The sequence below is a fragment of the Gardnerella sp. DNF00571G genome (assembly GCF_049262695.1).
Lineage (GTDB): Bacteria > Actinomycetota > Actinomycetes > Actinomycetales > Bifidobacteriaceae > Bifidobacterium > Bifidobacterium piotii.
The window spans coordinates 1,372,612-1,394,234 of record NZ_CP058396.1; the positions used below are offsets into that span (position 1 = coordinate 1,372,612).

17 protein-coding genes are annotated in these 21,623 nt (G+C 40.4%); 8 read left to right on the plus strand and 9 right to left on the minus strand.

Annotated elements, in window-relative coordinates:
- Positions 1-113 precede the first annotated feature (113 nt).
- A complete protein-coding gene (locus tag HXT30_RS05385) occupies positions 114-1,919 on the plus strand; it encodes a threonine/serine ThrE exporter family protein (protein ID WP_422111489.1) in 1,806 nt (601 codons plus the stop codon).
- Between the two features lie 145 nt (positions 1,920-2,064).
- On the opposite strand, the gene trpS is transcribed toward HXT30_RS05385, so the two are convergent.
- Positions 2,065-3,156, minus strand: a complete 1,092-nt coding sequence (gene trpS / locus HXT30_RS05390; RefSeq protein ID WP_422111490.1) for a tryptophan--tRNA ligase — start codon at positions 3,154-3,156, stop codon at positions 2,065-2,067.
- A gap of 155 nt (positions 3,157-3,311) precedes the next feature.
- Between trpS and HXT30_RS05395 the strand changes: the two genes are divergently transcribed.
- Positions 3,312-3,740: a DUF3073 domain-containing protein gene (locus tag HXT30_RS05395; RefSeq protein ID WP_016801871.1), complete on the plus strand. Its 429-nt coding sequence runs from the start codon at positions 3,312-3,314 to the stop codon at positions 3,738-3,740.
- 77 nt (positions 3,741-3,817) lie between these two features.
- Here the strand turns inward: HXT30_RS05395 and HXT30_RS05400 are convergent, their stop codons facing one another.
- On the minus strand, positions 3,818-4,297 hold the full coding sequence (locus HXT30_RS05400; protein WP_422111491.1) for a sterol carrier family protein: 480 nt from the start codon (positions 4,295-4,297) through the stop codon (positions 3,818-3,820).
- A 243-nt stretch (positions 4,298-4,540) separates the two neighbouring features.
- Between HXT30_RS05400 and HXT30_RS05405 the strand changes: the two genes are divergently transcribed.
- The gene (locus tag HXT30_RS05405; protein ID WP_410294438.1) at positions 4,541-7,024 is read left to right on the plus strand and encodes a glycogen/starch/alpha-glucan phosphorylase; all 2,484 of its coding nucleotides are present in this window, start codon (positions 4,541-4,543) and stop codon (positions 7,022-7,024) included.
- 196 nt (positions 7,025-7,220) lie between these two features.
- Complete coding sequence (locus tag HXT30_RS05410) at positions 7,221-8,312, plus strand: hypothetical protein (protein ID WP_422111492.1); 1,092 nt, start codon at positions 7,221-7,223, stop codon at positions 8,310-8,312.
- Positions 8,313-8,487: 175 nt separating this feature from the next.
- Here HXT30_RS05410 and HXT30_RS05415 read toward each other — a convergent pair whose 3' ends face one another.
- A complete protein-coding gene (locus HXT30_RS05415; protein ID WP_032817642.1) occupies positions 8,488-8,697 on the minus strand; it encodes a hypothetical protein in 210 nt (69 codons plus the stop codon).
- Positions 8,698-8,915: 218 nt separating this feature from the next.
- Between HXT30_RS05415 and HXT30_RS05420 the strand changes: the two genes are divergently transcribed.
- Both HXT30_RS05420 and HXT30_RS05425 read left to right on the plus strand, forming a co-directional pair.
- Positions 8,916-9,617: a rhomboid family intramembrane serine protease gene (locus HXT30_RS05420; RefSeq protein WP_422111493.1), complete on the plus strand. Its 702-nt coding sequence runs from the start codon at positions 8,916-8,918 to the stop codon at positions 9,615-9,617.
- 214 nt (positions 9,618-9,831) lie between these two features.
- Positions 9,832-11,148, plus strand: coding sequence for a THUMP-like domain-containing protein (locus tag HXT30_RS05425; protein ID WP_415701479.1), 1,317 nt, complete (start codon positions 9,832-9,834; stop codon positions 11,146-11,148).
- 96 nt (positions 11,149-11,244) lie between these two features.
- Here HXT30_RS05425 and crgA read toward each other — a convergent pair whose 3' ends face one another.
- The gene (gene crgA / locus HXT30_RS05430) at positions 11,245-11,646 is read right to left on the minus strand and encodes a cell division protein CrgA (protein WP_020757063.1); all 402 of its coding nucleotides are present in this window, start codon (positions 11,644-11,646) and stop codon (positions 11,245-11,247) included.
- Positions 11,647-11,722: 76 nt separating this feature from the next.
- On the opposite strand from crgA, the gene HXT30_RS05435 reads away from it, so the two are divergent.
- Complete coding sequence (locus HXT30_RS05435; protein WP_415701480.1) at positions 11,723-12,514, plus strand: DUF881 domain-containing protein; 792 nt, start codon at positions 11,723-11,725, stop codon at positions 12,512-12,514.
- 9 nt (positions 12,515-12,523) lie between these two features.
- Positions 12,524-13,639 (plus strand): class E sortase, encoded by a 1,116-nt coding sequence (locus HXT30_RS05440; RefSeq protein WP_415701481.1) that lies wholly within the window; start codon positions 12,524-12,526, stop codon positions 13,637-13,639.
- Positions 13,640-13,938: 299 nt separating this feature from the next.
- Here HXT30_RS05440 and pknB read toward each other — a convergent pair whose 3' ends face one another.
- The 5 genes from pknB to HXT30_RS05465 are packed head-to-tail and all read right to left on the minus strand — an operon-like array spanning position 13,939 to position 21,622.
- Positions 13,939-15,999 (minus strand): Stk1 family PASTA domain-containing Ser/Thr kinase, encoded by a 2,061-nt coding sequence (gene pknB, locus HXT30_RS05445; protein ID WP_016635517.1) that lies wholly within the window; start codon positions 15,997-15,999, stop codon positions 13,939-13,941.
- On the minus strand, positions 15,996-16,961 hold the full coding sequence (locus HXT30_RS05450; RefSeq protein ID WP_016635516.1) for a serine/threonine-protein kinase: 966 nt from the start codon (positions 16,959-16,961) through the stop codon (positions 15,996-15,998). Before HXT30_RS05450 ends, pknB begins: the two co-directional genes overlap by 4 nt.
- The gene (locus HXT30_RS05455; RefSeq protein ID WP_032812872.1) at positions 16,958-18,424 is read right to left on the minus strand and encodes a peptidoglycan D,D-transpeptidase FtsI family protein; all 1,467 of its coding nucleotides are present in this window, start codon (positions 18,422-18,424) and stop codon (positions 16,958-16,960) included. The genes HXT30_RS05450 and HXT30_RS05455 overlap by 4 nt, the downstream gene beginning before the upstream one ends.
- Positions 18,417-19,856, minus strand: coding sequence for an FtsW/RodA/SpoVE family cell cycle protein (locus tag HXT30_RS05460; RefSeq protein ID WP_050567879.1), 1,440 nt, complete (start codon positions 19,854-19,856; stop codon positions 18,417-18,419). The genes HXT30_RS05455 and HXT30_RS05460 overlap by 8 nt, the downstream gene beginning before the upstream one ends.
- Positions 19,853-21,622: a PP2C family protein-serine/threonine phosphatase gene (locus HXT30_RS05465; RefSeq protein ID WP_422111494.1), complete on the minus strand. Its 1,770-nt coding sequence runs from the start codon at positions 21,620-21,622 to the stop codon at positions 19,853-19,855. Before HXT30_RS05465 ends, HXT30_RS05460 begins: the two co-directional genes overlap by 4 nt.
- Between the last annotated feature and the right edge of the window lies 1 nt (position 21,623).

A 21,623-nucleotide genomic window follows, 5' to 3' on the forward strand; every position in this document is an offset into this window, starting at 1 on the left:
CAAGCCCACAGCCTTTGTTTCCAGCGAGATTCCAAAATAATTGTGAACCGACCTTAGGACTGATTTTTTGTATAAATTTTTTATAGGCAATGCAATGCGTATACTAAAAAATTGTGAGCATAGAAGAGAATAACGCGGATAGCAGCGACAGTAATAGCGTCAATAATAACGGCAGCAACAGCGATAGTAATAAGCCACAAATACTTTCGACTGGTCATATTGTTGGAAAGCCTTCTGGGCGCTTTCAAACGCACGCGATTCCGCTAGATATGGAAGATGTTGAGCGCGATTGGGATAAACCAGTTACGCAAGCTGGAATTGCAGCAAAATCTAGCATTATTATTCGTGTTGGAGCTTTAGGTTTAGGCGCTGGAACTGGAAGTTACCGCGTTCGCGAGCTTATGCACCGCGTTGGCGAACCTATGGGCGTAAACGTTCGTGCAGACGTTAATTTAACCGATATTGAAGCTACTTGCACAGATAAGCATGAGCGAATTACAGAAGTTGTTGATTTGCCAACTACTGGCGTAAACACTGAGCGAATTTGGTTGCTCGAACATTTTGCAGATTGGTTTAACGTTAAGCTTGGAAACGATTCCTTATACCATTCAAAAGCCACTGTTTCCAAGGAATTAGTGGATACTCTTCAAGCTAGCAGCAACGAGAATGCGATTGTTCAAACAGCTAAGCAGTCGGAGGAGCACGCTGCAAAAGTCGAAGAAAAAATGGCAATTCAAGAAGCGATTCGCAAAGAAAAACCTCGCGGAATTTTTGCGCTTCAGCCAGAAAAAACGTATGTTGAACATTTTTCTCACGTTCAAAATGTCAAGAATGTCAAGAATGTTCAAAATAGCCAAAATAATTTGAATTCAGATCTTAAAAACAATTCCACTACTTCATCTAACGCAAATCCTGCTGGCGATTTTTCCGCGCCGCTTACGGTTCGTCAAGTTCACGACCGTCTCGATTTAATCAAAAACCGCAAGCCTCTTTATAAACCGTGGTTTGCGGGCCTTGCCTCTGCTGTAGCATGCGCATCCTTCGCATTTTTGCTCGGCGGCGGCGCTTACGACATGCTTGGTGCTTTTATTGGAGCTGGAATCGGACACTACGTTAGAAGACGCATGTTTATGCATCATCTAAACCAATTTGTTGTAACGTTTATTGCTGTTGCTGTTGGTGCTTTAAGTTGCATAGCTTCTTTGCGCATTATTGGCTGCTTTGACCCTTCTGCTTTGCATCACAATACGGCTTATATTGGTTCTGTTTTGTTTGTAATTCCAGGCTTCCCTCTTATTACAGGCGGCTTAGATATTGCTAAGATTGATTTTCCTTCTGGCATTCAGCGACTTTGCTACACAATGGCGATTATTTTAATGGGCACTCTTGCTGGCTGGATGGTTGCAAGCCTTGTTCAGCTCGACCCTCAAGGCTTTACTCCGCTCGGCTTAAACCCTTGGCTTAATGCTGTTCTTAGAATGATCACAGCATTTGCAGGCGTGTGGGGATTCTCCGTTCTGTTTAATTCTCCTCAAAGAATGTGTTTTGTTGCTGGAATAATCGGCGCAATTACCGATACTTTGCGCTTAACTATGGCTGATTTTGGTGTTGCTGCAGAAATCGCAGCGTTTACTGGCGCTTTGCTTGCTGGCCTTTTGGCTTCCGCTTGGCGTGCAATTGTGCATAGGGGTTGGGCGCCTCAATACCTGGGTTATCCGCGTATTAGTCTTACAGTTCCATCTATTGTGATTATGGTTCCTGGACTTTATATGTATCGCGCAATGTTCTATCTCGGTCAGTTTAATACTCTTCCTGCTTTAGACTGGACTTTCCGCGCGTTTATGGTGATTATTTGCTTGCCATTAGGGCTTGCCGTTGCGCGAGTTATAACAGATAAAAGCTGGCGATACGACATTTAGTCATATTCTAGTCATATATCTAATAAGCAAAAACGCCCAGCAACTACTGGGCGTTTTATTTATGCGAGTTTTATTTATATGAAATCAAAATATGCAATCAAGCAAGAATTAATCAGATTTAATTATTGCTAATCAACATTGCTAATCAATACTTCATATTCATTGCTTCGCGTACTTGATCAAGTGTTTCTTGCGCAATCGCAGCAGCTCGCGCATTTCCGTCGTGCAAAATATCTCTCACAGCGTCCATATCTTTTGCCAATTCCGCTCTACGCTCGCGGTGTGGAGCAAGGAAGTTGTTTACAGATTCAATAACATACGCTTTTAGCGCTCCAGCGCCCGCGTTTCCGATTTCTTGCGCAATATCTTTTGGATCCCTGCCAGTAACCAAGCCAGCAGTAGTCAAAAGTGCCGAAACTTGCGGACGAGCCACTGGGTCAAAAGTAATCATTCTCTCGGAATCTGTCGGGCTCTTCTTAATCATCTTTGCTGTTTCTTCTGCAGTTGCGCCAAGCATAATCGAATTTCCGTAAGACTTGCTCATCTTGCGTCCGTCTAATCCTGGAATTTCTGGCGTATCCGAAAGAATCGCAGCTGGCTCTGGGAAAACAGGATTCTTCTTTGCGTATCTCTCGTTAAATCTGCGAGCAATCGTGCGCGTAATCTCAATATGCGGCAAATTATCTTTGCCTATTGGCACAACGTTTGCTTTGCAAAACAGAATATCGCAAGCTTGATGCACCGGGTATGTAAGCAAAAGTCCTGTTAAAGCATGACCAGAAGCTTCCATTTCGGCTTTAACAGTAGGATTTCTATGCAATTCGGCTTCTGTAACTAAAGACAAGAATGGCAGCATAAGCTGGTTTTCTGCAGGCACAGCGGAGTGCGTAAAAATCATGGTTTTTTTAGGGTCAATTCCAGCAGCCATGTAGTCAAGAACAAGGTTTAGCACGTTATCTTCTACATGCTCAACAGTGTCTCTATCTGTAATCACCTGGTAGTCTGCAATAATCACATTTGTGTTTACGCCAAGATTTTGCATTGCGACACGCTCACGAATCGAACCAAAATAATGACCTAAGTGAAGTCTTCCTGTTGGCCTATCTCCCGTAAGCATTGTAAAGGAGCTAGGATTTGCTTTTAGCTTCTCAAGCGTTGCGTCTGAACGTTTTTGAGCTGCCACAAAGCTTGCGCTTATCTCGTTTCCAGCAGCTGTAACCTGTGCTTCTTCTGCCATTTCTAACTCCTTACACACGCAATTTTTCTTGCGATTTTTACGCCTAAAATATGGCTTTTATGGTAAAAGTTCACTCAGACAATATACTCTGTTGCGGCAAAGTGGTACGCTCTTGTGTGATGAATTGATTGTTTCGGTAAATATGAGGGGGTCAGATGGGCCGCGGACGACAGAAGGCAAAGCAACAGAAAATTGCCCGTAAGCTCAAATACCTGACGACCGATACGGATTACGACGAGCTTGCTAAAGAGCTTAATACTCACGAGCCTGGTCAAGGATCCTTCGATCCGTTTGAATCTGATAGCTACAATAACACCGAGGATTATCTAGATAATCAAGATGATTCCGAAAGCTTATCTGTAGAGGATGATTCTAAAGACACCAACACTAATGCTGGTAATGATAGTGTTGGTAGCTTGCATGATTCCGTTTCGAGTGGAGATGACGATTTAGACGACTACGCCGAGTGGGCTGCTCAGTCTGCTGCTCAGGCCGCCACTAAAGACAAGTCGTCTAGCAATTCTGGCGTTGTTCATCATCACATTCCTATGCCTATGCCTAGTTTTATGCATAAGAACAAGTAATTTTTGCACAAGAATTTGCACAAGAACGCTTAATTCTATATGTAGATAAGCATGTAGGCAAATACCCTTAGTTAGCATTAATTGTTAAAAAGAGCTTTTGTAAGTTCGGGCAGCAAATTGCTTAAATCGTCTCGCTCTCCAACTGCGCTTATATTCCCAATTTGCTGCTCGTAATCCCATTTTGTTATTGCGCAAGAAAGTCGCAACCAAACATCTGGATCAAGTTCTATAACATCTGGCGGTGTTAAATTATGCGGATCTGAATGTGGGCCTTCTAAGATTTTTACAGCCCCCCAAGGTGCCACTCTTACCTCTACAGCGCACCCTGGAGCTATATGCTCTAGCACATAAAGCGAGTATCTAACAGCCATTGCTTCATCGTTTACGCTAACGCCTATTTCGTTTGTGTTTATGCAGCACAAATCTTTTTTATTGTTCTCTTTTTTATTGTTCGTAGAATCTATTTTCATAGAATTTATATAAGATTTTGCACTATTTGCCCACGTTTCAAACGATTTTTTAGCGCCGCTTATATCCGCTTCTCGTATAACAGCCATATTTGAATTATCTCACGAATTGTCTAAGTATTATTTGCGATTTTAATGTTGTTTTATAAAAGTCATATTGTGAATAATTATTAATAAGGGTTTGGGGTTGTGATATCATCAACAATGAAAACGTGTGCATTGCCGCGTACCGTCTTGTTAAGTGCAATTTGGCGCGGCTACAACCAACATAATCAAGGGTTGCTATTCGCACATTTTAGGTAAATATATTATTCACGGCACAAGGAGTCAAATATGACTAAACACGTCGCGCCGAAAGCCAAGACTACTGCGGCGGCATTTGCCAAAGAACTTCAAGAACATCTGAAGTACACCCAGGGTGTCACCCCAGAACAGGCCACTACGGCTGATGTGTATGTTGCCGCTGCTACCGCTGTCCGTCGTCATTTGATGGACTCTTGGATGCAGACACAGCATGACATGATTAACGGAAACACAAAGGCTGTTGGCTATTTAAGCGCAGAGTTCTTAATGGGCAAGCAGCTTGAAAATGCTTTGCTTAACGCTGGCCTTACCGATCAGTTCAACAAGGCTGTTACAAAGCTTGGTTTTGAGCCAAAAGATGTTATCGATGCTGAGTATGAGCCAGGTTTAGGTAACGGCGGTTTGGGTCGTCTCGCAGCCTGCTTTATTGACTCGCTCGCCTCTATCGGCGTTCCAGCATTCGGCTACGGCATCCAATATCGTTACGGCATTTTTAAGCAGCGCTTCGACGAGCAGGGCAAGCAGGTAGAAACCCCTGATTACTGGCTTAGCAACGAAGAGCCATGGGGGCACGTTGACTACGGCAGAGATCAGCGCGTTAACTTTGGTGGCAAGGTTGTTGAAGAAAATGGCAAGCGCGTGTGGAAGCCAGATTGGGCTGTTCGCGCAGTACCAGTTGACTACATGGTTCCAGGCTACAATTCTGGTCGCGTAAACACTCTTCGCTTGTGGACTTCTAAGTCTTACGACGAATTTGATTTGCTCACCTTCAACAAGTCTGAGTACTTGGATGCTGTTAAGCCACAGGTTGAAGCAGAAAACATTTCTAAGATTCTTTATCCAGAAGATTCCACTCCACAGGGCAAGGCTTTGCGTCTTGAGCAGCAATACTTCTTCGTAGCTGCTTCTATTCACGACGCTATTCGCGTGTTCTATCCTGGTCAAGATAAGCCAGATCTTACAACCTTCCCAAGTAAGATCAACTTCCAGTTGAACGATACTCACCCAGTTATTGGTATTCCAGAGCTTATGCGCGTTCTTATGGACGAGTACGGCTACGATTGGAACACCGCTTGGGGCATTACTACCAAGACCTTCAATTACACTTGCCACACCTTGCTTCCAGAAGCTTTGGAAGTATGGCCAGCAAAGCTTATTGGCGAACTTTTGCCACGCCACCTTGAGATTATTCAGGGCATTAGCGAGCAGTTCCGCAACGAGCTTCGCAGCAAGGGCGTTTCCGAAGATCAAGTTGAGCGCATGCGCATTGCTACCGACGCCGACGAAAATGGCGAAGGTGCTGTAGTTCGCATGGCTTACTTGGCTACCTACGGCGGCTCTTACGTTAATGGCGTTGCTGAGCTTCACTCTGAGTTGTTGAAGGATGTTACATTAAAGGACTTCTCCAGCGTTTACCCAGATAAGTTCAAGAACGTTACTAACGGCGTAACTCCTCGTCGTTTCGTTCGCTTGAGCAACCCACGCATGTCTGCTCTTATTACTGAGGGCTTGGGCACCGACGCATGGCAGGGCGATTTGGAGCTTCTTGAAGGCTTGAAGCCATTGGCTGACGATCCTTCCTTCGTTAAGAAGTTCGCTAAAGTCAAGCAGGAGAACAAGCTTGCCTTCGTTGATTTTGCAAAGCACAAGTATGGCTTTGAAATCAACCCAGACACTATGTTTAACACCATTGTTAAGCGTTTGCACGAGTACAAGCGCCAGTCCATGAAGATCCTCCAGGTTATCTCCACATACGCTGGAATCAAGAATGGCACAATCGACGTAGACAAGATGCTTCCACGCACCGTGTTCTTCGGCGCTAAGTCCGCTCCAGGCTATGCTATGGCAAAGCTTACGATTCAGCTCATCAACAATGTTGCTCGCGTTGTGAACAACGATCCAGCATGCAAGGGCAAGCTTGCAGTGTTCTTCCCAGAGAACTACAACATTGAACTTGCTATGAACTTGATTCCTGCAACCGATTTGGATGAGCAGATTTCTCAAGCTGGTAAGGAAGCTTCTGGCACTGGTAACATGAAGTTCGCTTTGAACGGTGCTTTGACTGTTGGTACTCTCGACGGTGCAAACGTTGAGATTCGTGAACGCGTTGGCGCTGAGAACTTCTTCCTCTTCGGCATGACTGTTGACGAGGTTGAGAAGCTCTACGCTGAAGGCTACGATCACGGCGGCTCCCGTAAGTACTACGAGTCTGATCCTCGCTTGAAGACAGCTGTAGACATGGTTGCTGACGGTACATTCTCCAACGGCGACAAGAGCGTGTATGAGCCACTCGTCAACGATTGGCTTACTCACGATTACTTCATGGCAATGGCTGACTTTAGCTCTTACATGGATATTCAAGCTCAAATTGAGGAAACTTACCGCGATCCTATGAAGTGGGCACGCATGGCTGTGTTGAACGTAGCCAACTCTGGTTACTTCTCTTCTGATCGCTCTATCGAAGATTACCTCGATCGCATTTGGCACACTGGCGCTCTTCCAACTGCTGAATAAGCAAAAGGCGCTAATTGTAGTAGCTATTAGATAAAGAAAAGAGCAGTGGAAACATTTTTCCGCTGCTCTTTTTATATGTTTTATGCGTTTTATGCGTTCTTCAATCTTTTATAAAATGTGTTACTTGTAATCTTAAAGTCATACAATGTAACGCGGTAAATATACATTTTAATTAATCTAAGATTAAGGAAAAAATATGTCTGTAGAAGAAAATATGCAGCATAGTTTGCTCCCAGAAGGTGCCGAATTATTAAACGGATTATATTCTGTAAGGGATTATATACAAAAGTTTAATGAAAAACTTAGTCTGTTTATGCAAGCAGAAAAAGAAAAACGACAATTACTATCTGAACAGCAACTTATTCTTAAAAACCTTATCAAAACAGACAGCGCTAAAGAAAAATCTGATTATGGTCTTTTTATGGCTGGTATAGCCTTTAGCATCGTATTCGGAGTTATTACTGCACTAAGTGGCAATATTAACGGACTTATTTTTTGCGCAGTTATAACAGCTGTGTTTGCTGTTGGAAAAGCAAAGAATAGCAAAATAATGTTAAATATAGGAAGAGTCTTACTGGTTCTGCTTATATTAGCTTGGCTTAGTGGATTGTGGAATGCTTATACTTTTTCGGTTAAATACAACAATGTTGGATCGTTTGTATTTTATGCTGCTATTAATGTTATTGCATTCGTTGTTGCGGCTATTGTGGCTGCGATTATTGTTAAAAAATATAATAAAAAAATTAATCGCGATAACAATAAAGAAGAAAAACGTGTTTCTGAATTAAATGCACAAATTAAAGAGAAGAATGATCAGATTGTTCAACACAATAACATGGTTGACGAGCGTCGTAATGCACTATACAAAGAAATGAATGACATTAAAGAGCGTATGCTTGCAGAAACTTCTTCGTGGTATCCAAATGATTACTATGTTTTAGATTCTGTTGAATATTTTATTTCTCTAGTTAAGAATCACGAAGCAGATACAATCAAAGAAATGATTACTGCATACAAGCGAGATCAATATCATAACCAAGTTCTTAATAATCAAATGGATATGAGACAAAAGCTAAATGCTATGGTCGATAATCAAAATACAATGCTTGAGAATCAAGAAGAGATGATTAAGCTACAGAAGATTTCTAACATTCTTCAAACTATGACATGCGTTAATAGCTTTATTATTGCAGACAATACAAGCGCAATTGCTAACAACACTAGAGAGATTGCAGACAATACAAGAGGAATCGAACAGAACACTCGTCCTCGTTCTTCTTGGTTCTAAAAAATATTTAGATAAAAAACAAAATAAAAAACAAAATAAAAAACAAAATAAAAAACAAAATAAAAAACAAAATAAAAAACAAAATAAAAAACAAAATAAAAAACAAAATAAAAAACGAGTGGCGGCAGGTTCTCAAAGAAATCTACCGCCACTCGTTTTTATAAACAGTTAAGCTTTAAGCTTCTACTGGCTTACTAGCTTCTTCGTCTTTATCTTCTTTTTCTGCGCCTATGTTAATTGGCGAAGAGCTGTTCTCCCATGGCTGCTCCCATGGATCGTAATCAGGATTATGCTGCTTGTAAACATACAATGCTGCAATACCTGCGAGCAGTGCTCCAAAGAGCAGTGCAAAGAACTTCCAACCGCCAGAGGACCTGTTCTCCATGATGGCTCCTTTCGTTAAGCTGACCTGCTCGTCCAAGTCAACGTTTGTATCGAGTTTACTCGTGTATTCACTATAATAGTGATTTTTTTTAACACTTGCATCTTTTTATTATATTTTTATGCACAAAACAGCATAAATCTTACGAAACATTTTTAATGACCATTATGGTTGCTACTTATGCATGCAAATTTGTGTATGCAATTAGATAATGTTATTTTATGAACAATTTTGACATAAACACTATTGTTAAGCGCTTTAAAACTAATTGCAAAACCGCAACGTATTCAATTATCTACATTTGCGTGTTTGTGTGGATTATTGAGATGATTCTTCACACTTTTTTGCCAAGCGCATATCAAACCTTTATTGAAAATACTGCTTTTGCACCATTTATGATTACAAAAGCAAGCTGGACTTGGTTTACGTCTATGTTTGTTCACGCGCCAGAACTTACGCACATTCTTTTTAACATGATTTGCTTGTATTCACTTGGCGTAGAGCTTGAGAGATTCTTTGGTAAATGGAAGTTCTTTTTCTTATACGCTATTAGTGGGCTTGGTGGATGCGTTGCAACTCTACTTTACTCAAAGCTTACACAAGACTGGGTGATTGCAGCTTATGGGGCTTCGGGAGCGATTATGGGGCTTATTGGCGCTCTTTTGGTTGCACAATGGCGACTTGGCGAAAGCGTTAATGGCACTTTAATTTGGATCGGCCTAACGCTTGCAATGCCTCTTTTGGTTCCAAATATTGCTTGGCAAGCTCATATTGGTGGAATTGTTACTGGAATAGTTCTGTCTGCTTTACTCGGCACTAATAATCCTCTTCTTAAAAAAGCATCTTTTAATGAGAGATTTGCTGTTTACTCTTTACTAACACTTATTGTTCTTCTTGCAATAAGCGCATTCTGTTTACAATAAATCTCGTTAAATTACACGCGTGTAGTTCTCCACAATTGTGGACATAAATGTGCATAACCTGGGTATAACATGGGTATATCTAAATAAGTTATCCACATTGTTATACACAATCGTTGATAACTCTGCATTTTCAGCCATGTTAACAAGTGTATAAAAGTTATCCACATTTTTGAAAAATTGTGACTTTCTCTAAACCTTAATCAAAAATAGAATTATGCAATCTAACAACACTCACACAAAACAACTACAAGATCAAAATCAGCAAACTATTGATTTTATTCTTCAAAATCAAAATACAAACCCAAAAGAAGCTGCGCTAAAAGCGTCTAATAACCCAAACGTGAATGTTGCTTTTGCTGTTAATCAAATAAGCGGAATGCAAATTGCAAAAACAAAGTTGCCAATGTGGTATAAAAACAATCAAGTTATATACCCATCACATATTTCTATGGAACAGTGCTCATCGCAAGCAACCGCACAATATAAAGCACGCATAGCAAATCGTCTTATAAAAAACAACAATATTGATAAGTGCAAAACAACCCTAATCGACTTAACTGGCGGATTTGGAGTAGATTGCGCAATTATGAGCCAAGAGTTTTGCAAAGCAATTTGCGTAGAAACTCAAGAAGAACTATCTGCCATAAGCCAACACAATATGATTGCTATGCACTTAAACAATGTTCAATGCGTAAACTCAACAAGCGTAGAAGTGCTAGAAAAAGTAGACTACGCAACGATTATTTACATTGATCCTGCAAGACGAGATAAAAGTGGAGCTAGAACGTACGCGATTAAAGATTGCACACCTAATGTTTTAGAACTAAAACCACACATGCTGCAAGTAGCAAAATTTGTGATTATTAAACTATCTCCAATGCTTGATTGGAAAAAAGCTGTTTGCGACTTTTGTGGAAACGTTAGTCAAGTACACATTGTTTCACACAACAACGAGTGCAAAGAGCTGCTTTTAGTATTGGACTCAAACATACATTCAAATATTGAAGTTTATTGCGCAAACAACGATTCAGTAACCGTTTTTAACGCAAAATATAATCTGGACTTAAATAAAGTAGAAGAAGCACAAGAATCACAAGAGACGCAAGAATCACACATAAAAAACGAGCAAAATTCAAGTGATTTAATCATAAATAATTGGAAAAACTGCGCTAAATATGCTTATGAGCCAAACTCTTCAATTATGAAGTCGGGATGTTTTAAGATTTTAAGCTCTAAATACAACGTAGTTCAAATCGCAAGCAACAGCCACGTTTTTATATCTTGCGAATATAAATCAGATTTTCCTGGAAACATTTGGAAAATAGACAATATTTGTAGCTTAAACAAAAAAGAAATCAGTAAAGCTCTTTCTAAAATAACTTACGCAAATATTGCAACATACAATTTTCCACTAAGCGTAAACGACTTAAAGAAAAGGCTTAAGTTAAAAGACGGTGGAAACACTAGGATTATTGCAACTACCGATTCTAAAAATAACCATGTTCTTATTTGTGCAAGTAAAGCGGAGTAATAAACACACAAAATGCGCAAAACACACATATAAAAAATGGCTGCATGCTTATTACATGCAGCCAGAAAATCAAGCTATATACAAGCTATTTATAAACTATCTCCAGCACATTGTCATTAAGAATCCAGCCATAACCAAGCATGCTGCAATCAAAAGATTAAACGCTCCAATTCCTGGAATTGGCAAAGCAGGATTCAAGTAATAAATAACAGCCCAGAACAAGCCAACAATCATAAGCGTGCAAAATAGTGGAACAAACCATCCAGCATTAGCTTTAGTGCCCTTAATGGACTCTTCAACTCTGCGAGTATTTTCTTCTTGACGCTTCATCATGCGCTGTATTTGCGGAGACAACGACGACTTATCGGCAGTTGCGTTCAAAACAGCTTCAACCTGTTCCATAGGAACACCATACAAGTCTTCTTTAGAAGAGTTTTGAGATTCATCCACATCGGCAGATGAAGTGGTGTTCAATTTATTCAATTCTTCGTCAGCCATAACAGTAACACTCCAATCAATCGGCTACACGCTATAATAATAGTTACACTCGAACGCAAGAAGAAGAATGGGTAATATGGCAAAACAAACAGGTAAACACGGCGCTAGAAAATCGCTGTTAGGAAGCGTTGCCGTTGCCCTAGCAATTTGTTTTACTGGTTACTTATTCGTTACTAATTTGCGCATAAATCGTACTGCATTCGTAACTTCCGATACGGGGCAAATGGTGGAAAGAAATTCTCAAAGAGCAAAATCTTTGAGAGAAGAGGTTAAAGAATTAGATTCTAAAGTTAATCTTCTAAACAAAACGTTAACAAGCAGCACAAGCGGGTCTGATTCTTCCGACGATACTGGCGCAAGCACAATACTTCCAGCAATACAAGGACCAGGAATTACTGTAACGCTAAACGATTCGCCACTTTGGAAAACGGCCGTAAACGGGTCTGGAAGCTCCGCAAACATAAATGACTATGTAATTCACCAACAAGATATAGAAGCCGTTGTAAACGCCCTATGGAAAGGCGGAGCGGAGGCTATAACAATTCAGGGTCAAAGAATCTTGTTTAATTCAGCTGTTGTTTGTATTGGAAATGTGCTTATGTTGCAAGGCCATCAGTACTCGCCACCGTATAGAATATCTGCTATTGGTTCAATAGAAGACATGATAGAATCGTTGGATAATTCTCCAGCAATTCAAACATATAAAGACTATGTCAGTACTTTTGGACTGGGATGGAAAGTGGAAAAAAGGGGAAACTTAAAGTTCTTAGAGTCGTCTGCCCTATTGCAGCCTCTAAGGTTTGCTTCGGTTCCAAAAGATGCCGATGTTATTGGCAATATTCCCCAACACCATTCCACCAAACAATAAAGGAGTAAAATGAAGCGTTCTAACTACAAGCACGAACGTAGCGAAGCCAAAACAACAAAGGCTAGCGCACTTTGGACAATAGCTGGCGTTGTTGGAGAACTTCTTATAGCTTTTGCAGTTGTTTGCGCATTGTACATTGTCTGGCAAATGTGGTGGACGGGCGCTCAATCCGAGCATGTACAGTTTGAAACCAGAGAGGCTGTTTCGTGGAAGAATCCTGCTGCTGGTAAAAAAACCAAGATTGCTCTTCCTCAAGTAGACGATCCTCCTAAATTGCAAAAAGTAAAGTATGGAGAACTTGTTGCTCGAGCATACATTCCTAGGTTTGGCGATCAATGGGAGCGCAATATTGTTGAAGGCGTTAGCCTAGAAATATTAAATAGGCGAGGACTTGCACACTTCCCTAAAACAGAAATGCCAGGAGAAATTGGAAACTTGGCTATTAGTGGTCACCGAAATGGTTACGGTCAGCCTTTAGCAGACGTTGACCGATTCCAAAAGGGCGATCCTATTATTATTCGCACAAAAGATTATTGGTTCGTTTATAAGTACGTTACTCACAAGATTGTTAGACCAGATCAAAGTGAAGTTCTTGATCAAGACCCAATAAATCACAGCAAGAATCCTAAAAAGCGCATGATTACGCTTGTTACTTGTGAGCCAAAATATTCAACTCCTAAGTTCCGCTTTATTAGCTTTGGCGAGTTTGATTATTGGGCTAAGGTTTCCGACGGTATTCCTAAAGAGCTTTCTACGGTAGATGCAAACGGTCAAGTTAAGTTTGTAAACAACGAACAGCAGTCTTTGGTTTCTAAGCTAGATTCACTTGTGCCAATTATGCTTATTGCTATAGTTGCGTACATTATTATCTTCGCTGCAGCAGCTATAGCTTGGCAGTGGCCTCTAAGACGTCAAATTCGAGCTGGATTAAAGCCAAAGCCAGAATTTAGCATTTTTGGCGGACTTATGCGCTTGCAGCCTGGTATTTTGCCAATAAGATTAGTTCTTTGTGCACTAATCTACGTAACAGCAGTTGCAATTCTTATGCAATGGATATATCCGTTTGCTTCGGCAACAATTCCATTCTTAAGAGAAATGTCTGCATACACAACAACGATTTATTAAATCGCTACTAATAAGCTAGAAATCTATTAGTTTACAGTTTACTTGTGTCTAATTAGTTTTCTAGCTTATTAGATTACAAGCAGCTTATAAATCATTGGTTTGATAGCTTATTAAAACAGCTTATTAAAACAGCTTATTAAAACAGCTTATTAAAACAGCTTATTAAAATAGCTTATTAAAATAGCTTATTAAAACACAAACTATTAATCTTAGTAGCTTACAAATTAAATAGCTTACAAGTTAAATACAAAAACGCCGCCTAGCACCGTTAAAACAACGGAAAACTAGGCGGCATTTTGTTATTTATCGCTATCGCTTGTTGTTGTAGAAGATGAGTCAGATGTTGAAGTTCTTCCAGGCTTTGTAGTGGTGTCTACAGAAGGCTGAGGAGTTTTTACAGTAAGCGTTATTGTAGAGCCTTTATCTATCTTAGACCCTTCCTTTTCCGACATACTATCAACAATATCGTCATCTGTAGCGGAGCCATCAGCAACAACCTTAAAGCCCTTTGCTTCTAGTATTTGCTTAGCTTGCTTTAACGTTGATGTTCCAAGAGCAACATGAGGAACTTCTACCTTAGGCTTTCCTTTAGAAACATACACAGTTATAGCGCTATGAGGTTTTACAGCAGCTCCAGAAGACGGATTCATTTTAGTAACCATTCCTTCTGCAACAGTGTCGGATTCTTCTTCTACGGTATTAACAGTAAATCCAAGATTTTGCAATTCTCCAGCAACAATATCTTTGGACTGCCCAACCATTCCATCTGGAACCTTAGTTAAGCCAGAAGAAATGTACAAAGTTACCATTGAACCTTTATCGGCAAACGAATCTGCAACTGGGTCAGTTCTAGTAACGTGATTCTTTTTAACGTCTGTACTATCTTCCACTCTAACGTTAGAAATCTTAAATCCTGCACGCTCAAGAGCTTTTCTAGCCGCTTCTTGCGACTTTCCAGTAACATCTGGAACCTTAGTTGATTGAGGACCAATAGAGAACCAAACGCTAACTCTAGACCCAGACGCAACCTTCTCTCCACCTTTAGGAGATTGCTTGGTAAAAGTACCCTCTGGCTTAGTAGACTTATCGTCTTCCAAAATATCTGGAATAAGACCAAGCGCGCGAAGCTTTTCTTTAGCAGCATCTTGAGTTGTAGTTTCGCTAAATGTTGGAACAACAATATCTCCAGCTAGCTTACTGCGATTTAGCATAAATAGAATTCCGCCAACAACAATCGCGCAAACAATCGCAGAAACAACAGAAGCAATAACAATGCGCTTACTTCTTTTTGCCTGATTTGCAGCGCGCTGAGCAGCTCTTGTGTTGTAGCCCGTATTTGGATACGCATCAAACTGGCCTGTAATCGCGCCAAAACTTTGAGTAGATGCAGTGTCTGCCGCTCCAATAGCTTGAGTTGCAGCATTCTGCTCTGCCTGCTTTCTTGCGCGCATATTAGCTAAATCTGTTAGCGGATTAAATGCTGCTGCAACAGGAACACCGCCGTTCATAAACGCTAATATGTCGTTCTTAAATTCAGCAGCTGTTGCGTACCTATTCTGCCTATCTTTTGCCATTGCTTTTGCGCAAATCTTATCCCACATTGAAGGAAGACCTGGAACAAGCGTACTTAGAGGAGTTGCAACTTCTGAAACATGCTGATATGCGATTGCAACTGCAGAATCGCCAGTAAAAGGCGGCCTTCCAGTTAGCATCTCGTATAAGACGCATCCTGCAGAATACAAGTCGGATCTCATATCCACCTGTTCTCCACGGGCCTGCTCTGGAGACAAATATTGCGCAGTTCCAACAACACCTTGCGATTGTGTCATTGTTGTTGCAGAATCGTCTAGCGCTCTTGCGATTCCAAAATCCATAACCTTAACAATGCCCTGCTCGGAAATCATAATGTTTCCAGGCTTAATATCTCGGTGAATAACGCCCATTCTATGCGAATACTCCAGGGCGTTCAAAACTCCAAGCATAACCTGCTCAGAATCACGCTGGCTTAAAGCGCCATTCATCTTAAGAATATCGCGAAGCGTTTTTCCTTTAACATATTCCATAACAAGATACGGCAAATGCTCTTCTACGCCATTGTCGTCTACAACAGACTCTTCTCCAGAATCATAGATATTCACTATGTTTGGATTATTCATTTGCGCAATAGAATGTGCTTCTCGGCGGAAACGAGACAAAAAGATTTCGTCATTTGCCAAATCAGAACGCATGATTTTAACAGCAACGGTACGACCCAAGCGCTTATCTTCTGCGACTCGCACTTCGGCCATTCCACCGCGGCCAATCAATTCACCTAATTGGTACCGTCCATTCGCTAATGAGGTAGGCATTGTGTTACTCATTGCTGCTCCTTGCGGTCGTTATTATTCAAAATGTTAATAATATTAACTTGTGTTTTTGGAACACTTCTAACGCTGCGTTTAATGCGCTGACCGTTAGAAGAATCTATTGTGTTTTTATTGTTAAACGCTGTTTGCTGATCCAAAAGTCTTCGTTCAATTTTTGCAAGCACTTTTGAAACAACAAGAGCATCTTTAGGCCTATCTTTTGGATTCTTAGAAAGCATTGACATTACAAACTGTCTTAATTGAAGGTCAACACTATCTGGAAGAGGTGGAACAGGGTCATTAACGTGTGCAGCTGCAATATCTACAGGCGTAGTTCCAGTAAATGGCCTATGTCCACAAAGTCCTTCGTATGCAACAACTCCAAGAGAATAAATATCGGACTGGGCTGTTGCTTGCTCTCCTTGAGCTTGCTCTGGGGAAATGTATTGAGCTGTTCCAACAACCATTCCATCCTGAGTAATCTGCTCTTGGTCGCTAGAGTACGAAACACCAAAATCTGTTATCTTTACGCTTCCCGTTTCGGAAACCATAATATTTGCTGGCTTAACATCTCTATGAATAACGCCGTGGGAATGTGCAACAAAAAGACCTCTTGCAGTTTGAATAAGTATAGGCAGCAATCGCGTTGGCTCAACAGTTTTTTCTTTATGATATAAGTCTGCTAAAGACTTGCTGGGAACATATTCCATAATCAAAAAACCAATGCCATCATGCTCGTAGTAGTCAAATAACGCTGCAATATTTGGGTGAGCAAGATTTGCTGAATTATGTGCTTCTGCTCTAAGTCTGCGTAATTTAGCTTCAACATTGCTTGTATCGGTTCTAAGCGCTTTAACGGCAACAATCCTGCCGAGCTGTATATCAAAGCCCTTCCAGACTTCTCCCATGCCTCCTTGTGCAAGTCTTCTATCTAGTCTGTATCGATGATGAACTAACTGTCCTTCAACAAGTTTCATTGCTTAAGCGCCTCCTTCATCACCTGTCTCATAATTGGCCCTGCTGTAAGCGTTCCATACGTACTAGCGTTGTGAATAACAACTGCTACAGCTATTTTAGGATCTTGTGCAGGAGCAAATCCAATAACCCACCCATTAATAGCTTGATTTCTAAACCCAATTTGTGCTGTTCCCGATTTTGCTGCAACAGCAACATTTGGCAAAGAAAGATTTTGATTACTTTTTACAACTACACTTTGCATCATAGCATTGAGTTTTGCAGCACTTTGCGCGCTTAAAGCCTGACTCATAACAGTAGGCGTTGTTTGAGAAATAACAGACAAGTCACTAGACCTTACGCAATCAACAAGCGTTGGCTTCATAAGTGTTCCATTATTTGCAATAGCAGCTGCAATCATAGCGTTTTGAAGAGGAGTAACCCTAGCGTCTCCCTGACCAATCGACTGAAGAGCAAGCTTATCTTGCGTTGGCTTTTGATTAAGCAAAGACGCAACAACTCTCATTGGGAATCCTGTTGAATCAGATCCGTCTAAAGTAAATGAGCTAAATAATCCAAACTTTTTAGCCTGCTTAACAATCGCATCTGCCCCTAAAGAAACTCCTAGTTGTGCAAATGCAGTATTTGAAGAATAAGCTAAAGCATCTTCAAAAGATATTTGACCATTCGATCCGCTAGCACTTGGAACAACATTTGTAAGATGAGTTTGCGTTCCTGGAAGAGTGTACGAAGATCCAGCTGGAATCGAAGTATTTAAATCATATTTTCCAGTTTCTAGCGCTGTTGCAGCAACAACCGTTTTGAAAGTAGAACCAGGAGCATAAAGTTCAGATATTGAATGATTTAGCATTGGATTATATATGTTAGATATAAGATCCTTATATGCTCTGTTTGCTGAAGAAACATTGTGAGATGCAAGAGAAGAAGGATCGTAGCTAGGCGTACTAACCATTGCTAGTATTCTTCCAGTTTTTGGCTCTATTGCAACTAAAGCGCCATTCTTGTCTTTTAGCAGATTGTATGCAAGAGTTTGAAGCTTAGTGTTAATAGATGTTTCTATAGAAGCACCTCTGTTTTCTGCTCCTGTAAATAGAGACTTAAACTTTTGAAGGAATAGCGCGTCGGATTCTCCACTTAAAAGCTGATTTCTAGAAGCCTCTATTCCTCTATCTGCTCTTTGACTTATTGAATAATAACCCGTTATTGGAGCATAAGCAGGGCCGTTAAAATATGACCTTTGATACACGAATGCATCTTTAGATGGATCTGATTTCGCTAAAACAGTTCCATCGGATGCAAGAATTGCTCCTCTTGGAGCGCCAAATTCGTGATATAGCGCGCGCCTATTTCTAGGATCAGAATTTAATTCGTTTGCTTTTATAGATGTTATATACGTGCTAGAAATACATAAAACAACAAACAACACAATTACTGCACTAAAAAGCTGCTTCAAACATTTATTCATAAGATTCACCCCCATCTTCTTTAAGATTAGAGGAGTTAAGATTAGAGGACTTATTTTCTCTTTGCTTAAGCTCTCTTTCCCTAAGAGCAGCTAAAGCTTCGTATTGGAAAGTATCAGACGATATAGCAGCCTCTGGCTTATTAGCAGCATTAGATATAACAATCAAAATAGATGCGAGCAAATAGTTTGCAACTAGAGAAGAACCACCAGCTGCCATATAAGGCATTGTTAAGCCAGTAAGTGGAATAACAAGCGTGATTCCGCCAACAACAGTAAATACTTGGAACGCCATTGTAAAAACAAGACCAGATGCAAGAAGCTTTCCAAAACCGTCTTTAATCTTCATAGCAGTAATCATGCCCGACGCAATAATAATCATGTAAAGAATTAAGACTATAAACAAACCAGTTAATCCTAATTCTTCCCCAACCGAAGCGTAAATAAAATCGGAATTAGCAAGTGGAGTTAAAGAAGGATGACCTTGGCCTAATCCTGTTCCAGTTATGCCTCCTGCAGCAAGGCCAAATAATCCAGTAACAATTTGAGCAGACCCACCTGGGAATCTGTTGTAAATAACGGGGTCGTATGGATTAAGCCAAGCGTCAACTCTGTATTGAACGTGTGCAAAAAGCTTAACAGCAACTAAACATCCAATCATAAATGCTATAAAGCCTATTGCAAGCCAGCCTTTTCTTCCAGTTGCAACGTAAAGCATAGAAACAAACATTGCAAAGAACATTAATGATGTTCCTAAATCGTGTTGCACAACAAGCACACACATTGAAGCAGCCCAAACAAGCGCTATAGGACCCATATCTTTGAATCGTGGAAGATGAATTCCAAAAATCTTTGTTCCACCAACTGCAAGTCTGTCTCTATGATCAAACAAGTATGCTGCAAAGAAGAAAGCTAAGAATAGTTTTGCAAATTCTCCTGGCTGAATAGTGTGGTTTCCAAAACCAATCCAAATTCTCGCTCCGCCAATTTCCTTACCGATTATTGGAAGCATTGGAGATAAAAGGAGAACAAGACCAATCACCATGCTAACGTACGAGAATCTTCTAAGAATCCTATAATCTTCTAGAACCATCACAAAAATTATGGATAATACAAGAGCAACACAAACCCAAATAAGCTGTTTCATAGCAACATTAGTGTTGTGCTGTTTATCTATTCTTGCAATCATAACAGTTCCAATAGCTGTAAGAAGAAGAATACAAGGGAGTATTACCTGACTAGAATAAGGCTTTTTTACAATCAAAACGCCCCACAAAACAAGGTATAACGCCGTTGTTAGAACAAGCATACCAACATAGTTTGCTGGAACGAATCCATCAATCCTTAGAAACATTTGTAAAAATGCTACTGAAGATATAATTACAGAAAACAGCAACAAAGATATTTGCTTAATGCGCATACTAAACATGTTCACGAGGTTTTACCTCCTGAATCATTGCTTGAATCTACAACTCCACTATTATTTCCGTCTTTATTATCTGAATTAGAAATAATACTTTTTGGCTTATTACCACGCTTCTCGCTTTCTCGAGCGCGCATTTCTCTTCCAATTAGCCTTGCATGACCTCTTGCTTCTTTAAGACTGCTAAAACTAATACCTTCATCAAGCTGATCTTGCCAAGACTTATCCAGATTCTTGACTTTAATATTTGTTTCTTCAATCTGGTGCGAAAGCTCTAATCCAAATATGTTAGTAGGAACACCTTGGTAAATAACTACTTTGCCGTTTCCCTTGCCAATGTAGTACTGCTTTTGAGTCCAAGAATAAACAAGATAAGCTCCACAAGCAACAATCGCACACACAACAAGCGTTGCAAAAGCAACACCTATTCTCATCCATCTTCTTCTAATTCTATTTGCTTTGTGTGCTTCTGCTTGTTCTCTTTTTACAGCACGCTGAACATCTGGATCCCTAGGATCTGTTGATATTCTACCGTTCTTCTTTTTTACAATAGGAATCTCGTTTGTATCTGTAGATCTTAACTCCTCTTCGTTTCTTAAATGCGAAGGCTGCACAAGACGAGTGGTTTCTGCAATTTTCTCATCTTTTTCTTCCGATTTTGAATCTGTTTGTATAAGAGCAGCAGCTCTTTGAGCAGGAGAATCCTTACCTTCACGCAATGGTGGCGTAGAAGAAACAGCCTTATTAACAATATCTGCTATAGACTCTAAATCTTTGCTTGCAGCACCGCCAATTAATGGCGTTTGATGAGGCAAATCAAAAGCATCTGCGTCTAGTGCCAAAGTTGCATCTGCTATAACAGCAGTCGCATTATCTGTGCTTCCAGCTTTAAGCGCCATAGAAACAAGTTTTTGAGCACACTCTTCTTGATTAGATACAGTGCTCATAACTTCTTGAATTGTAGAATCTTCTAGTACTCCACACACACCATCCGAGCACAAAAGCCAACGATCAGAAGGGTGTGCCTGTCTAATAGCAACGTCTGGCCTTGGGTCAATATCAAAATCACCTAAAACGCGCATAACAACATTTCTTTGCGGATGATTTCTTGCTTCTTCTGGAGTAATATGACCCGTGTCTATTAAATGCTGAACATAACTATGATCACAAGTCATTCTTATAAGATGATTATCTCGCAACAAGTACGCTCTAGAATCACCCAAATGCGCAAGAACCCAATATCCGTTTACTAAAGAAACAGCTGTTACTGTTGTTCCCATGCCAGCAAGTCTGCGTTCTCTTTTGGCTTTACCAACAATCGCGTCGTGAGCAGCCATAATCGAAGTTTCCATCATTGAAGAAACAGCTTTTACATCATTTGGTCTTGAATCTTGCTCAATGTGCGCTAAAGACCTAATCGCAATTGTAGAAGCCGTATCTCCTCCAGCATGCCCACCCATACCGTCGCAAATAGCAGCCAATCTTTCTCCAGCAAATGCCGAATCTTGATTATTGCTTCTAACAGTACCAACGTCGCTAACAGCTGTTGAATACATAAACAACGCTTTGTCTATAAAATAGGCCTTATTTAAGTTTTGTTCTTCACTTTTTACAGCATTATTTACTGGATTATTATTCGCATCGCTGCTATTTGCAGACTCACTACTTACAACATTTGCAACGTCACTACTTGAAACGTTATTACTTGCAGAATCAACTTGATCTTGCTGTTTTTGACTACTTGTTTTATCTTCAATGTTTGAATCGAATTGCGCCATT

Excerpts from the sequence above, each read along its gene's own strand:
- crgA (WP_020757063.1), bottom strand. The coding sequence starts at position 11,646 with ATGGCTGACGAAGAATTGAATAAATTGAACACCACTTCATCTGCCGAT.
- HXT30_RS05435 (WP_415701480.1), top strand. The coding sequence starts at position 11,723 with ATGGCAAAACAAACAGGTAAACACGGCGCTAGAAAATCGCTGTTAGGA.
- HXT30_RS05465 (WP_422111494.1), bottom strand. The coding sequence starts at position 21,622 with ATGGCGCAATTCGATTCAAACATTGAAGATAAAACAAGTAGTCAAAAA.
- HXT30_RS05450 (WP_016635516.1), bottom strand. The coding sequence starts at position 16,961 with ATGAAACTTGTTGAAGGACAGTTAGTTCATCATCGATACAGACTAGAT.
- HXT30_RS05455 (WP_032812872.1), bottom strand. The coding sequence starts at position 18,424 with ATGAATAAATGTTTGAAGCAGCTTTTTAGTGCAGTAATTGTGTTGTTT.
- trpS (WP_422111490.1), bottom strand. The coding sequence starts at position 3,156 with ATGGCAGAAGAAGCACAGGTTACAGCTGCTGGAAACGAGATAAGCGCA.
- pknB (WP_016635517.1), bottom strand. The coding sequence starts at position 15,999 with ATGAGTAACACAATGCCTACCTCATTAGCGAATGGACGGTACCAATTA.
- HXT30_RS05420 (WP_422111493.1), top strand. The coding sequence starts at position 8,916 with ATGAACAATTTTGACATAAACACTATTGTTAAGCGCTTTAAAACTAAT.
- HXT30_RS05395 (WP_016801871.1), top strand. The coding sequence starts at position 3,312 with ATGGGCCGCGGACGACAGAAGGCAAAGCAACAGAAAATTGCCCGTAAG.
- HXT30_RS05405 (WP_410294438.1), top strand. The coding sequence starts at position 4,541 with ATGACTAAACACGTCGCGCCGAAAGCCAAGACTACTGCGGCGGCATTT.
- HXT30_RS05425 (WP_415701479.1), top strand. The coding sequence starts at position 9,832 with ATGCAATCTAACAACACTCACACAAAACAACTACAAGATCAAAATCAG.
- HXT30_RS05400 (WP_422111491.1), bottom strand. The coding sequence starts at position 4,297 with ATGGCTGTTATACGAGAAGCGGATATAAGCGGCGCTAAAAAATCGTTT.
- HXT30_RS05440 (WP_415701481.1), top strand. The coding sequence starts at position 12,524 with ATGAAGCGTTCTAACTACAAGCACGAACGTAGCGAAGCCAAAACAACA.
- HXT30_RS05410 (WP_422111492.1), top strand. The coding sequence starts at position 7,221 with ATGTCTGTAGAAGAAAATATGCAGCATAGTTTGCTCCCAGAAGGTGCC.
- HXT30_RS05415 (WP_032817642.1), bottom strand. The coding sequence starts at position 8,697 with ATGGAGAACAGGTCCTCTGGCGGTTGGAAGTTCTTTGCACTGCTCTTT.